We start from the raw sequence: 13,615 nt of genomic DNA, 5'->3' as shown, positions 1-13,615 counted from the left end.
CTGACATTGATTATTTTTTTGACCATTTGATAAATAAAAATTCCCAATTATCAAATAGCCTACTGTTTCCATTGAGCTTTTAAAATTGGCATGGGTTTTGCTTTTTCGTCCTTTAAGCTGGCGATGCGACCCTAACCCCAGACAGGAGCACAAATGGAAATCGGCGTCTTCATTCCCATCGGCAATAATGGCTGGCTCATCTCCGAAAATGCGCCGCAATACAAACCAAGCTTTGAATTGAACAAGGAGATCACGCTCAGGGCCGAGAAATACGGCTTCGACTTCGCCCTTTCGATGATCAAGCTGCGCGGCTTTGGTGGCAAGACAGAGTTTTGGGATTACAATCTTGAATCCTTTACGCTCATGGCAGGGCTTGCCGCTGTCACATCGAAGATCAAATTGTTCGGCACGGCCGCCACCCTCGTCATGCCGCCAGCCATTGTTGCGCGCATGGCCACGACCATCGATTCCATTTCCGGCGGGCGCTTCGGGGTCAATCTCGTCACCGGCTGGCAACGTCCGGAATATAGCCAGATGGGCCTTTGGCCGGGCGATGATTATTTTGGCGACCGTTATGCATATCTCAGCGAATATGCCACCATCCTGAAAGAGCTGTTGACCAGCGGCACAAGTGACCTCAAGGGCGATTACTTCAAAATGGAGGATTGCCGCATGAAGCCGGTGCCGCAGGGCGATGTGACGCTCATCTGTGCCGGCTCTTCAGATAAGGGCATGGAATTTTCCGCCACATATGCCGATTACAGTTTTTGTTTCGGCGTTGGGGTCAACACGCCCAAGGCCTTTGCGCCAACCAATCAACGCCTGCTGGCAGCTACCGCCAAAACCGGCCGTGATGTGCGTTCCTTTGTGTTGACCATGGTGATCGCCGAGGATAACTCAGCCGACGCCTGGGCAAAATGGGAGCATTACAAGGCGGGCGCCGATCAGGAAGCCATCAAATGGCTGGGCCTGCAAAGTGCTGCCGATACGAAATCCGGTTCCGATACCAATGTTCGCGCCATGGCCAATCCCGTTTCCGCCGTAAACATCAATATGGGCACGATCATCGGCTCTTATGCGGAAGTCGCGGCCATGCTGGATGAAATGAGCGAAGTGCCCGGCACCGGCGGCGTCATGTTGACCTTCGACGATTTCATTGAAGGCATCGAAAAATTCGGCACGTATATCCAGCCGCTCATGAAGAGCCGTGCTCATATCAAGCCAGCACTGGAGGCCGCAGAATGACCCATCATGCCCCGGCAGGCTATCAGCCACGCCCAAGCCATGGCGAAAGCATCACCCTGCCCGCAAGGCCTGAAGCCATCAGTCTGAAGCCAGGCGAAACCGCGGTGGTCGTGGTGGATATGCAAAATGCCTATTCCACGGAGGGCGGCTATGTGGATCTCGCCGGTTTCGATGTGTCCGGCGCCAGATCGACCATCACCAACATTGCCAAAACGCTGGAGGCAGCACGCGCCGCAGGTGTGCTTGTCGTCTATTTTCAGAATGGCTGGGACAAGGATTATGTGGAGGCAGGCGGGCCGGGTTCGCCCAACTGGCACAAATCCAATGCCCTGAAGACGATGCGGGCGCGGCCGCAATTGCAAGGCCAATTGCTGGCCAAAGGCACCTGGGATTATGCCATCGTGGACGAATTGCAGCCGCAACCCGGCGATATTCTTGTGCCGAAGACCCGCTATTCCGGCTTTTTCAACACAAATATGGATAGCGTGCTACGGGCCAGGGGTATCAGAAACCTCGTTTTCGTAGGCATTGCCACCAATGTGTGCGTGGAAAGCTCGCTGCGCGATGCGTTTCACCTCGAATATTTCAGCGTCATGCTGGAAGACGCCACGCATCATCTGGGGCCGGATTATATCCGGCAGGCGACAATCTACAATGTCGAGACATTCTTCGGCTGGGTTTCCACCGTCAATGATTTCTGCGGCGCCATAAGGCAGGCCCCGCAAGGCTGATCCATCCCCGACAACGCAAAAGGACATCTCATGCCCAAAAAAATTATCGTACCCGAAGGTACCCATAAGCCGATTGCGCCATTCTCCCCCGGAACCCTGGCAAATGGCATCGTCTATGTGTCCGGCACGCTTCCCTTCGACAAGAATAACGACGTGGTGCATGTGGGCGATGCTGCCGCCCAGACACGGCATGTTCTGGAAACCATCAAGAAGGTGATCGAAACGGCTGGCGGTACCATGGAAGACGTGACCATGAACCACATCTTCCTGACGGATTGGGCAAATTATCAGGCGATCAATAGCGTTTATGCCGAATATTTTCCCGGAGACAAACCGGCGCGCTACTGCGTGCTATGCGGTCTGGTCAAGCCGGAAGCGCTGGTGGAAATAGCCACCGTGGCGCATATCGCGTGATGCCACATACTGACGCAGAAAAGGTGGAATAATGACCATGCATTTCGAGGTGTTTGGCGAAGATGGCCCGGGCCTCATTCTGTCATCCGGTCTGGGTGGCCTGGGAAGTTACTGGTCTGCGCAGATCGCCGATCTTTCCCGCCATTTCCGCGTCGTCGTCTATGACCATCGCGGCTGCGGAAAGACTGGTGGTGACGTTGCCGCGCAAGGCGGAATCGCAGCCATGGCGGATGATCTTCTGGAAATTGCCGACGCCCTCCAGTTTGATCGCTTTCATATCATGGGTCATGCCTTGGGCGGACTGATCGGTCTTGAGCTTGCTCTTCGCCCTGAAAGCCGCATTTCCAGCCTCGCGCTGGTGAATGCATGGAGCAAGGCCGATCCCCATTCCGGGCGCTGCTTTGATATTCGGTTGGAATTGCTGGAAAAATCCGGCATCCCAGCCTTTTTGAAGGCGCAGCCGCTTTTTCTCTATCCCTCCTGGTGGATGAGCGAGAATGCCCAACGCCTTGAAGTAGAAGAGCGAAACGGTCTCGCTTATTTTCAGGGCAAGACGAATATCACCCGCCGCATTGCCGCATTGCGCGTCTTTGATGTGGATGACCGGCTTGACCAGATTCGTGTACCCTGTCTTGTGCTTGCCACGCCGGACGATCTTCTTGTGCCCTATCAACGCTCACTGCGACTTGCAGACGGCTTGCCGAAAGCAAGACTGCACCTGATGGAGAATGGAGGTCATGCCGTCAACATTGTTCACCCGGAGGCCTTCAACCGTACTGCGCTGGAGTTTTTCCTGCACGAAACCTGATCTTTACATGCGCGTAAGCGCCCAATCCGACCAATCCGGTTGAAAGCCTTAGGTGTAGTAAGGTGTAAGGGAGGCTTCAAATTTGACGTCGAGGGGTCGCTTCCTACATGTTGCTACAAAAATCTCCAACCTGGGCCTGCACGGCACGCTCTTGAAAGAGGACATTCCATGGACGCAGCCGCGCCAGAAATGATTGAAGCCTTGAAGGAGGAAGCTCGCGTCGCCTATCGGGAAGCAATGGCGCATCTTGCGGCTGCCGTTACTATCGTCACCACCGATGGAGAGGGGGGTAGAGCAGGCTTTGCCGCAACTGCAGTATGTAGCCTTTCGGATACGCCACCCACGCTGCTTGTCTGCCTAAACAAAGCCTCCTCAGCCCATGCGGCTGTCAGCGTAAACGGCATCGTCTGCGTCAACGTCCTGGCCGCCCATCATGAAAATATAAGCCGCGTTTTCGGCGGCCGTACGCCAATGACCGAGCGGTTCGAAAGTGGAACCTGGGAAATTGGCGACACCGGGGCGCCAGTTTTGGCAGACGCACTCACCGCATTCGAATGCCGCATAGGCCATGTGGTGGATGGTGGAACTCATGACATTTTCATGGCTGAGGTTCTTGCCATACGCAGCACAACGGACAAGCCACTGATCTATTTTCGCCGATCCTATCAAAGTCTCTGACAACGAGGAAGGCAGCGCTTGCTGCCTTTGTCACCTTTACAGCGTGAAAATCACCGCAGTCACAAACAGGAATGCTGCAATGCAGATGATAAGTGGCAGCTTCTGCACAAGAAGCAGAGAAAGGGTGGAGAGCGGACGAGCCCCCTGCGATACGCGGCCAATAGAGCGAAGCGATGTTGTCATGCCTGCCTCCTCAATACAGTGATAAATAGATTATTACTAAAGCGTGTCGCGATCTTTCAGATTCGCTACTGACGCTTTACGTCATTGTTTTGTCGCATGTCGTTATCGCAAAACCGCTGCATACTTTTGCGCGACATGCTTTAACAGGAGAAAAATCTACCTCTCCCTCGTGAAATCCGGGGAAAGAGATTAGAGAACAGGAAATAGCCCAAAGTGAAAAAGGCCACACTCCCCGGAAAGTTTTGGCTTTTTTGTGGATATGCAATCCTCATGCGCCACCTGCGTGGTTCCTTGCGACAACGCAGTCCTCCCATGCCGAAACGACTTCGATTGGCCGGCGGATTGCTTGCTTTTTGCCTGTTCCCGCCGCGTGAGGCCAAAAAGGTCGAAGGAAAACAGGTTCGCGGCGATCAGCATTGGCTTCTCCTTCCCATTATTACATACCTTTACAGGTATTAATAAGTGTGACGTAAAGATAGACGTTCGTCAATATTTTCTATAAAATTAGTATTCTATTTATTGCCTGGAAAGTGCAAATTCCTTTTACGACGCCGCTCTTTGGCGCATGGTCCATTCCTGCCTTGGGATAAGATACGCGAAAGCGTTATCCCAAGGGTAATTTCAATAACCATTGGTACAACGCATCCTTTGGACGCGTTTCCGGACGCAAAACCCAATACACTTTTCCTGAAAATGCATCAGGGATTTGATCGAGACAAAAGATTCCGTTCCAAAATTCGCAAGTGGTCCAGATTGTGCGACATTTGGGGATGCGCACAGGGATCAGATTTGAAGTCACCGCCTCCTACCGAGTTCGGCTTGAAGCCATCATTGGCGCTCTGACTTCTGCGCAGAAACGTGTGTGGCGAGCGAAGATCATCTTGATGAAAGGCGACGGACTGGGACCATTCGCCATCATGGACGTGACGGGAAAATCCAAACCCTGCGTTTGGCGCTGGCAGGAGCGTTTCATGTCCGAGGGTGTCGATGGCCTCCTGCGCGACAAGAGCAGGCCGCCCGGCATTGCGCCGCTTGATGGCGACTTGTTGAGCAGGTCGTGACGCTGACACTTGAGACACCGCGACAGGGGGCAACGCCTTGGACCGTTCGCGCGATGGCGAAGGCTGTTGGGATTGCCGCCTCTTCGGTCGTGAAGATCTGGCATGAACATGGCCTGGCGCCGCACCGCTGGCGCAGCTTCAAACTGTCCAACGACAAGGCGGTCCCCGTCATTCTCGACAATTACGCGACCCACAAACAGCCGAAGGTCCGAGAATGGCTGGCAAGGCATCCAAGATGGACCTCTTCCACTTCGTTCCGACATCCTGCTCATGGCTGAACGCCGTCGAAGGCTTCTTCGCCAAACTGATGCGTCGGCGACTGAAGCACGGCGTCTTCCACTCCATCGTAGATCTGCAGGCGGCCTTCATCCGCTTCGTAAAGGAGCACAACCGAGAACCAAAGCCATTTATTTGGAAAGCAGACCCGGACGACATCATTGTCGCAGTCAGGCGTGGGAACCAAACGTTGGAATCATTCCAGTAGAGCGGGCAGTACATCGGACGCTAGCGATGGCGGCGTTTTTCGCGCAGAAGAAAGACAAGAAAGCCACTGCTCATTACCGCCATTGCAAACCACGTCAGTGCATATTGCAGATGGTTGTTCGGAAACGTCACCTGCGTCATTCCTCCGATGGGATAACCACCGGGTACTTCCGTTTTATCAATATCTATAAAGTACGGAGCAAGACCAGAGGGGTCGATACCGCGCTTTGCAGCAATAGCGTTGATATCGCGTGAATACCATCTGTCCTGCAAGGAGTTGTTGGAACGCAGGAGTCTTCCATCAGGCTCGTCCAGGCGAAGAAGTCCGCTAAGGGTCAAATCTCCTTCGAGTTGCCCTGCCGCTCTGGATGCCGGTTCCTTTCGGTCCAGTGGTACGAAGCCACGATTTATGAGGCGAATGCCGTCTTCGCTGTTAAAGGGTGTTAGAACCCAATAGCCTGCCCCTAAAGCGGTTGAAGCATAAACGAGTGTTTCCCGGCTGTGGTCGAAATGACCATAAACCTTCACATGGCGATATTCGTCATTCTGACGGTTGATCGCCGACCATTCCTTGGGGCCCGGCGCCGCGACTGCCGGTGAATGGACACGATCAGTGACACGGGCGATGAGGTCATTCTTCCAGCCGAGCCGCTCTACCTGCCATATGCCAAGCGCAATGAAAGCGGCTGTGGCAAGAACAAGAAAGCCTGACAGAATAACACGCCCGGTACGGCGCGGGTGCTGCGGTTTGGAGGGCTGAGGCATGGCTATCATCCCGAAAAAGGGCGGCATTTTCATGCCGCCCGTCCAATCAAGGCATATTCCGCATCATTTCCGGACTTGCAGGCATCATATTCGTGTTCAAATGATGCATGACCCAGAGCGAGCCGGTAAGCGCGATGACGACGATGATGATCGTGAAGATCATTGCCATCATCGTCCAGCCGCCTTCCGACCTGGTGTTCATATGCAGGAAGAAGATCATGTGGACGACGATCTGGACCGCGCCAATGCCCATCACGAGACCGGCTGTCAGGGCCTTGTTGTCAAGAGCGCCGGACATGACCAGCCAGAAGGGAATGGCCGTCAGGATCACCGAGAGAACGAAGCCAATGATATAGCTTTTCATCGTCCCATGGCTGGCTTCGTGGCCGCCATGGTGGTGGTCATGACCGTGTGCATGCGTATTCTGGCTCATCCGAGGACTCCCAGCAGATAGACATAAGAGAAGACGCCGATCCAGATGACGTCCAGGAAATGCCAGAACATCGAAAGGCACATCAGGCGACGGCGATTGGCTTCGATCAGGCCGTGCTTGGCAACCTGGGTCATGAGCGTAACCAGCCAGATGATGCCGAAGGTTACGTGCAGGCCGTGGGTGCCGACGAGCGTGAAGAACGCCGAGAGGAAGGCGCTGCGCTGCGGACCGGCGCCTTCGTGGATAAGGTGGATGAACTCATAGAGTTCGAGCGCAATGAAGATCGCGCCGAATATGCCAGTAACCGCCAGCCAGCCGAGCGTTCCTGACTTGTTGTTCTTTTCCATGGCGAGCATGGCGAAGCCGTAGGTAATCGAAGAGAACAGCAGCATGGCGGTGTTGATCGCCACGAGGTTCAAATCGAAAAGATCCGCCGGGGATGGGCCGGCCGCATAATTGCGGCCAACCACTGCGTAGGTGGCGAAAAGCATCGCGAAGATGAGGCAGTCGCTCATCAGATACAGCCAGAACCCAAGGTTCGTGCTGCTTTCCGGATGATGCTCCTCGGTAAGGTAGAATTCCGGCTTCGTGGTTGTTTGACTTCTAGGATCCATCAGTTCACCCGTTCTTTGCCAGAAGTGCTGTCCGCGTTGCTTCCGTATTCACCACCTCTTCGGCGGGAATGTAGAAGTCACGGTTATAGTTGAAGGTGTGTGCGATCGAGACCACGATGATGGCCACGAAGGACAGAGCGGCCAGCCACCACATGTACCAGACGAGACCGAAGGCGAGCGCAACGCTGATGGCGGAGAGAATAACGCCGGTACCGGTATTTTTGGGCATGTGGATTGGCTTGAAGCCAAGCAGCGGGCGGCTGTAACCGCGCTTCTTCATGTCATCCCATGCGTCATGGTCATGGACGACAGGCGTGAAGGCGAAGTTGTAGGCCGGCGGCGGCGAGGATGTGGACCATTCGAGCGTGCGTCCGCCCCATGGGTCGCCGGTAACATCGCGCAACTGCTCACGCTTCATGAAGCTGACGACGAGCTGGATCAGGAAGGATCCGATGCCGCAGGCAATGAGCACGGCGCCGAAGGCTGCGATCACGAACCAGATTTGCAGCGACGGGTCGTCGAACTGGCTCATGCGGCGGGTAACACCCATCAGGCCCAGAACGTAAAGCGGCATGAAGGCGAAGTAGAAGCCAACCAGCCAGAACCAGAAGGACATCTTGCCCCAGAACGGATCGAGCTTGAAACCGAAGGCCTTGGGGAACCAGTAGGCCACGCCTGCCATCAGGCCGAACACCACGCCGCCAATGATGACGTTGTGGAAGTGGGCAATAAGGAAGAGCGAGTTGTGCAGCACGAAATCCGCGGGCGGAACGGCAAGGAGAACGCCTGTCATGCCGCCGATCACGAATGTGACCATGAAGCCGATTGTCCACAGCATCGGGACTTCGAAACGGATACGGCCACGATACATGGTGAAGAGCCAGTTGAAGATCTTTGCCCCGGTCGGAACAGAGATAATCATCGTGGTGATGCCGAAGAAGGAGTTGACGCTTGCGCCCGATCCCATGGTGAAGAAGTGGTGCAGCCACACCAGGTAGGACAGAACGGTGATACAGACCGTGGCGTAAACCATGGAATTATAACCAAACAGCCGCTTTCCGGTGAAAGTGGAGACAACTTCGGAGAAAATGCCAAAGGCTGGCAGGATAAGAATGTAAACTTCCGGATGACCCCAGATCCAGATGAGGTTCACATACATCATCGGGTTGCCGCCGAGATCGTTGGTGAAGAAGTTCGTACCGACATAGCGATCGAGCGACAGCAGCGCCAGCGTTGCGGTCAGGATCGGGAAGGTCGCGACGATCAGCACGTTGGTGCAGAGCGACGTCCAGGTGAAGACAGGCATTTTCATCAGCGTCATACCGGGCGCGCGCATCTTCACGATGGTGGCGATCAGGTTGATGCCTGAAAGGGTCGTTCCCACACCGGCGACCTGGAGGCCCCAGATGTAATAATCCACGCCGACGCCGGGGCTGTAGTCAGCACCGGACAGCGGCGGATAGGCCAGCCAGCCGGTACGTGCGAATTCACCGACGAACAACGAGATCATGATGATGACGGCGCCAGCCGTGGTCATCCAGAACGAAAAGTTGTTGAGGAACGGGAACGACACGTCACGTGCACCGATCTGCAAAGGCACGACGAGGTTCATAAGGCCGGTGACGAAAGGCATGGCCATGAAGAAGATCATGATGACGCCATGGGCCGTGAACACCTGATCGTAATGGTGCGGCGGCAGATAGCCTTCATTGCCGTTGAAGGCGATAGCCTGCTGGCCACGCATCATCAAGGCATCGGCAAAACCGCGCAGCAGCATGACCAGCGCCAGGATCACGTACATGATGCCAATCTTCTTGTGGTCAACGCTGGTCAACCACTCATTCCAGAGATAGCCCCAGAGGCGGAAATAGGTCAGGGCGCCGACAAGTGCGGCACCGCCGACCATGACGCCCAGCAGTGTCACGAGAATAATCGGCTCGTGAAGGAAGGGGAAGGACTCAAGGGTCAGGCGACCGAAGATGAACTTCGTTATGTCAGGGTTGCTAAACATGATTTAACCCGTTTTCTCCTGGCCTGGACGGCGCCACGCGCAAATCACGTGCGGTCCGTCACAGGCTTTTGTTTCATCGCATCCCGGCGGAAAGAGGCCTCTTACCGCCACTCAATGCTTGCGACAGTCTCAGTTCTGAGCCTGCGTCGCCTTTGTGTTGTTCGTGTCGGGCATGGTCATCCCCGGCATGGAATGGTTCATGGCCTGCTGTTCCCTGGCGGGAGCAGCCGGGGTGGCGGAAGAGGTTTCGCCATGACCGGGGCTGACGCTGAGGTCTACGCCGCGATTGTCATATTGCAGCTTTTCCCGGTTTTCGTGGCTTTCCTTGCCCGCGCCGCCCATCATGTCGATATGCATCATGTCAGCGGAGCACATTTTCGCCGGATCGACGCAAAGGTTGACCACCTTGCTGAAGAGATTGGCGTCAACGGAGGCGAAGTAGCGAACCGGCTCCTTCTCGCTCGGCTTTTCAAGCTTCATGTAGGCGTCGGTGTTAAGGGCGGTGCCTTGCGACTTCACGCGCGCCACCCAGTCGTTGAAACCCTGCTGGGAAACAGCGTGGAATTTGAAGCGCATGTGCGAGAAACCAGCACCGGAATAATTTGCCGAGAAGCCGTCGAAAACGCCTTCCTTGTTGATGACGCCGTGCAGCTTGGTCTCCATGCCCGGCATGGCATAGATCTGGCCAGCCAGCGCGGGAATGTAGAAGGAGTTCATCACCGATTGCGCCGTGATCTTGAAGTTGATCGGCACATCGACCGGGGCGGCGAGTTCGTTGACGGTGGCAATGCCCTGATCCGGCAGGATGAACATCCACTTCCAGTCCATCGCCACGACCTCGACCGTCAGCGGCTTGACGTCGGCGGGCAGTTCCCGTTCAGCGTCAAGGCGTTCAAGCGGACGATATGGGTCAAGCTTGTGGGTGCTGATCCACGTGACCGTCGCCAGCACGATGATGATGGCGATGGGCGCCGACCAGACGAGGATTTCGATCTTGGTCGAATGGTGCCAGTCCGGCAGATAGGTGGCGGACTTGTTCGAGGCGCGGTAGCGCCATGCAAAGAACAACGTCAGGAAAATCACCGGAATGATGATAATCAACATCAACGCCGTCGAAAACACGATCAGGTCGCGCTGTTGCGCCGCAATATCACCCGAAGGTGCCATGACCACCAGGTTACAGCCCGAAAGCAGCAGCAGCGGGGCCAGAAGAAGGCCGGGCAGGAAAGGGATTTTTTTCATCTCATTGACTCACATCAAGCACGCTACTGCGAATTAGACCTTTTTCTGCGGGAGGAAACGCGCATTTTGTCGCAGCCCTTTTTCCAGCCTAGGAAAACTGTCCTTGATATTTCGTTTACGATTCCCCTCGAAAGCTTTCGATTTTCCGTGAAGTGTCTGGCGGAAAAGGAAAATTGACGACGGTTTTCTTTCGCAACTGCGAAATCGAAATGCTTCTTTGACTGAAAGCCTGATGAAAATCAAATTGTCGCACCCATTCCCCCTAAAAAAAATCGTGAGGCCGGGAATAAGTGGCCGTCTCTGATCGTATATGACGGTGATGAACACGAAACCACAGAGCTTTGACGTCATAGGTCAGTTAGGGGCGCTCAGGCGCTACGCCCTTTCGCTTGTGCGCGACCGGGATGATGCCGAAGACCTTGTGAACGATGCGCTGGTAAATGCCTATGAGCGGCAGGCGAGCTTTCGCCGGGATGGCAATTTGCGGGGCTGGCTTTTTGCCATTCTGCATAACACGCATATCGACCGTCTCCGCCGCAAGAAGCGTCTGGCGCGGCATGAAAACGGCGTGGCGGATTTGCCTGAGCCGGCGAGCGAGCCGGGGCAGGAGCATGTGGTGCGGCTGGCAGACGTGCGGCGTGCCTTTGCCTCCTTGCCCGAGGAGCAGCGGCTTGCGCTGCACCTCGTGGCGATCGAGGAGTTTTCCTATGAGGAGGCTGCTGCCGTTCTTGGCATTCCCGTCGGGACGCTGATGTCACGGCTTTCGCGGGCCCGTGCACGCTTGAGAACCCTGGAAAACGACCGAACGACGTTTGTCGGTCTGCGGCTGGTTGGAGGTTTGGATGAACGGCAGGACTGATCCCATTCAGGAATTCGACCTTCATGCCTATGTCGATGACCAGTTGGGCGTGGGCAGGCGCATCGAAGTCGAAGCATATCTCTCTGAACACCCCGAGCAGGCGGCGCGGGTGATGGGCGATCTGCGTCTTCGCGATGAATTGCGGCTTGCGCTGGCGGCAGAAGGTTCGGCGCCGCGGCCGCAGACCCGCGAGGCGGCAAGACGTCTCGAGCGCGTGCTTCGGATGCAGGGAAGCGCTCTGTTTCTTCGGCGGGCTGCGGCGGTTCTGCTGTTCGTGGCCGGGGGATGGGTCGCGCATTCAGCCTTTAATGTGTTTTCTGCGGGCGAAGTCGTGGCCTCAGTGCCGCCGCCTGCCTTTGTCGATGAGGCTGTGAAGGCGCATGAGACGTCGCTGCTGCGGGAAAGCGTTGGGAAACTCGGAGACAGGCCCGTCTTCTCTGCGGCCGACATTCGTTCGGCAACGGGCATTGTCCTGCCGGACATGCCGGGGCGGTGGAGCGTGCGCGACAGCCAGATTTTCCCCTCGCATTACGGGCCGAGCGTCGAGGTGATCGTGCAGCCGGCTGGAGAGGCGCAAATGTCGCTGTTTGCGGTGCGGCCCGGCAATTTCAGTGTGCAGCCCGTCATGTTGCGCCATTCGGAAAAGACCAACGCCGCCTACTGGCAAATCGGTGAGGTTGGTTACGCCCTCGTGTCGAATGACCGGCGGGCGGACGATCTGGCAGGCATTGCCCGCCAACTTGCCAAAACCCTTTATTGAAACCAAGGAGACCTGACATGGACCCCTTCAACCGGAATTATTCCATCGGTACCGGCACTGAGAGTGCGGGCGAGCTGGATATGGGCCTGCGCCAGCACATGCTGCGCGTTTATAACTATATGGGGCTAGGCCTGGTGATCACCGGTCTGGTCGCATTCATCGTCGGCTCGACACCGGCGCTCTACGTCCCTATTTTTCAGACTCCGCTGAAATGGGTGGTGATGCTGGCGCCACTGGCTTTTGTGTTCTTCTTCTCGTTCAAGATCCACAGCATGTCGGCCAGCGCCGCACAAATGGCTTTCTGGGCCTTCTGTGGCGTGATGGGTCTTTCCATGGCGTCCGTGTTTCTGGTGTTCACGGGCACGAGCATTGCCCGCACCTTCTTCATAGCGGCAACAATGTTCGGGGCCATGAGCCTTTATGGTTATACGACCCGTCGTGATCTTTCCAAGTTCGGCTCGTTCCTGATGATGGGACTGATCGGTGTCGTTATTGCCTCGGTGGTCAATATTTTCCTGGGCTCCAGCGCGCTGCAATTTGCGATTTCCGTCATCGGCATCGTGGTTTTTGTCGGACTCACGGCCTGGGATACGCAGAATATCAAGGAGCAATATGCCGAAAACCACGACCAGGAATCGCTTCAGAAGCTGGCCGTCTTCGGTGCGCTCTCGCTTTATCTGAACTTCGTCAACATTTTCCAGTTGCTCTTGAATTTCACGGGCGAACGGGAATAGCCGTCAGGCCGGGCGACGGTGTCCAGGTAAACACTGATACGCCATGCAGGCCCGACATGCTTTGAGTTGCAAAGGCGAAATACAGCCCACCCGTATGTCACGGGTGGGTTTTTCGTCAGGGCTGTTATCTTTATCTTGCTGTTACTTCAGCGAATCCAGTTCAGAGATAATCATATCCTTGGCTTTTTTCGGCAGCGTATTATTACGCAGAGCATCGGCATTGGCGGGCGGCACATCGCCAACGACCACGACCGCCACCATGCCCATGCCCATATGCGGTGCGCATTTTACCGCATAGGCGCCCGGAACGGTAAAGGTGACTTTGACGGTTTCGTTGATCTTGCCCTTGAAAGCCTCGGCGCCCTCGGGGACCAGTCCGGTGATGGCTTCGGCACTGTGGCTCTTGTCTGTGGGAATGAATGTCACCGTATCGCCGGGAGCAATTTTCAAGGCGCCCGGTTCGAACACCATGGCGGTGCCGTTGGCGCCCTTGTTCAGCATGTGGATTTCGTAATCGGCAGCCATGGCAGGCAGGCTGAACGCGCCCAATGCCAGGGCTGCTGCGGTGAATTTCAGAACGGGGTGGCGCATTTT

The 13,615-nt window shown here is 55.7% G+C and carries 16 protein-coding genes and 1 pseudogene; 9 read left to right on the top strand and 8 right to left on the bottom strand.

Going from position 1 to position 13,615, the window contains the following annotated elements:
- The first annotated feature begins 153 nt into the window (after positions 1 to 153).
- From rutA to T424_RS0109275, 5 genes are all read left to right on the top strand, one after another.
- Positions 154 to 1,245: a pyrimidine utilization protein A gene (gene rutA / locus T424_RS0109295; RefSeq protein WP_027487481.1), complete on the top strand. Its 1,092-nt coding sequence runs from the start codon at positions 154 to 156 to the stop codon at positions 1,243 to 1,245.
- Complete coding sequence (gene rutB / locus T424_RS0109290) at positions 1,242 to 1,976, top strand: pyrimidine utilization protein B (protein ID WP_027487480.1); 735 nt, start codon at positions 1,242 to 1,244, stop codon at positions 1,974 to 1,976. The genes rutA and rutB overlap by 4 nt, the downstream gene beginning before the upstream one ends.
- 30 nt (positions 1,977 to 2,006) lie before the next feature.
- Positions 2,007 to 2,390 carry a pyrimidine utilization protein C gene (rutC, locus tag T424_RS0109285; protein WP_027487479.1) on the top strand — a complete coding sequence of 128 codons (384 nt, stop codon included), beginning with the start codon at positions 2,007 to 2,009 and terminating at the stop codon, positions 2,388 to 2,390.
- Positions 2,391 to 2,427: 37 nt separating this feature from the next.
- Positions 2,428 to 3,198, top strand: a complete 771-nt coding sequence (gene rutD, locus T424_RS0109280) for a pyrimidine utilization protein D (RefSeq protein ID WP_027487478.1) — start codon at positions 2,428 to 2,430, stop codon at positions 3,196 to 3,198.
- A 168-nt stretch (positions 3,199 to 3,366) separates the two neighbouring features.
- Entirely contained in the window at positions 3,367 to 3,876 is a 510-nt protein-coding gene (locus T424_RS0109275; RefSeq protein ID WP_027487477.1) for a flavin reductase, read from the top strand.
- 36 nt (positions 3,877 to 3,912) lie between these two features.
- On the opposite strand, the gene T424_RS22515 is transcribed toward T424_RS0109275, so the two are convergent.
- Positions 3,913 to 4,059 carry a hypothetical protein gene (locus tag T424_RS22515; RefSeq protein WP_154664861.1) on the bottom strand — a complete coding sequence of 49 codons (147 nt, stop codon included), beginning with the start codon at positions 4,057 to 4,059 and terminating at the stop codon, positions 3,913 to 3,915.
- Positions 4,060 to 4,248: 189 nt separating this feature from the next.
- Positions 4,249 to 4,476 (bottom strand): hypothetical protein, encoded by a 228-nt coding sequence (locus tag T424_RS0109265; RefSeq protein WP_027487476.1) that lies wholly within the window; start codon positions 4,474 to 4,476, stop codon positions 4,249 to 4,251.
- A 353-nt stretch (positions 4,477 to 4,829) separates the two neighbouring features.
- Here T424_RS0109265 and T424_RS20630 point away from each other — a divergent pair.
- A pseudogene (locus T424_RS20630) lies at positions 4,830 to 5,604 on the top strand (transposase).
- A 20-nt stretch (positions 5,605 to 5,624) separates the two neighbouring features.
- Here the strand turns inward: T424_RS20630 and T424_RS0109250 are convergent.
- From T424_RS0109250 to cyoA, 5 genes are all read right to left on the bottom strand, one after another.
- Positions 5,625 to 6,401, bottom strand: coding sequence for an SURF1 family protein (locus tag T424_RS0109250; RefSeq protein WP_245269497.1), 777 nt, complete (start codon positions 6,399 to 6,401; stop codon positions 5,625 to 5,627).
- A gap of 13 nt (positions 6,402 to 6,414) precedes the next feature.
- A complete protein-coding gene (gene cyoD, locus T424_RS0109245) occupies positions 6,415 to 6,801 on the bottom strand; it encodes a cytochrome o ubiquinol oxidase subunit IV (RefSeq protein ID WP_027487473.1) in 387 nt (128 codons plus the stop codon).
- Positions 6,798 to 7,415: a cytochrome o ubiquinol oxidase subunit III gene (gene cyoC / locus T424_RS0109240; protein ID WP_027487472.1), complete on the bottom strand. Its 618-nt coding sequence runs from the start codon at positions 7,413 to 7,415 to the stop codon at positions 6,798 to 6,800. The genes cyoD and cyoC overlap by 4 nt, the downstream gene beginning before the upstream one ends.
- 4 nt (positions 7,416 to 7,419) lie before the next feature.
- Positions 7,420 to 9,426, bottom strand: coding sequence for a cytochrome o ubiquinol oxidase subunit I (gene cyoB / locus T424_RS0109235; RefSeq protein WP_027487471.1), 2,007 nt, complete (start codon positions 9,424 to 9,426; stop codon positions 7,420 to 7,422).
- A 129-nt stretch (positions 9,427 to 9,555) separates the two neighbouring features.
- Positions 9,556 to 10,668 (bottom strand): ubiquinol oxidase subunit II, encoded by a 1,113-nt coding sequence (gene cyoA, locus T424_RS0109230; protein WP_027487470.1) that lies wholly within the window; start codon positions 10,666 to 10,668, stop codon positions 9,556 to 9,558.
- Positions 10,669 to 10,987: 319 nt separating this feature from the next.
- Here cyoA and T424_RS0109225 point away from each other — a divergent pair, with 319 nt between their 5' ends.
- Genes T424_RS0109225 through T424_RS0109215 form a run of 3 tightly spaced genes read left to right on the top strand, consistent with a single transcriptional unit; the run spans position 10,988 to position 13,021 of the window.
- The gene (locus T424_RS0109225; RefSeq protein ID WP_027487469.1) at positions 10,988 to 11,527 is read left to right on the top strand and encodes a sigma-70 family RNA polymerase sigma factor; all 540 of its coding nucleotides are present in this window, start codon (positions 10,988 to 10,990) and stop codon (positions 11,525 to 11,527) included.
- The gene (locus tag T424_RS0109220; RefSeq protein WP_027487468.1) at positions 11,511 to 12,287 is read left to right on the top strand and encodes an anti-sigma factor family protein; all 777 of its coding nucleotides are present in this window, start codon (positions 11,511 to 11,513) and stop codon (positions 12,285 to 12,287) included. The genes T424_RS0109225 and T424_RS0109220 overlap by 17 nt, the downstream gene beginning before the upstream one ends.
- Before the next feature lie 17 nt (positions 12,288 to 12,304).
- Positions 12,305 to 13,021, top strand: coding sequence for a Bax inhibitor-1/YccA family protein (locus tag T424_RS0109215; protein WP_027487467.1), 717 nt, complete (start codon positions 12,305 to 12,307; stop codon positions 13,019 to 13,021).
- 141 nt (positions 13,022 to 13,162) lie between these two features.
- Here T424_RS0109215 and T424_RS0109210 read toward each other — a convergent pair whose 3' ends face one another.
- The gene (locus T424_RS0109210) at positions 13,163 to 13,612 is read right to left on the bottom strand and encodes a pseudoazurin (RefSeq protein ID WP_027487466.1); all 450 of its coding nucleotides are present in this window, start codon (positions 13,610 to 13,612) and stop codon (positions 13,163 to 13,165) included.
- Positions 13,613 to 13,615: the final 3 nt, after the last annotated feature.

Source organism: Allorhizobium undicola ORS 992 = ATCC 700741, assembly GCF_000621665.1.
Taxonomy (GTDB): domain Bacteria; phylum Pseudomonadota; class Alphaproteobacteria; order Rhizobiales; family Rhizobiaceae; genus Allorhizobium; species Allorhizobium undicola.
This window is presented reverse-complemented; position numbering and strand designations above follow the sequence as displayed.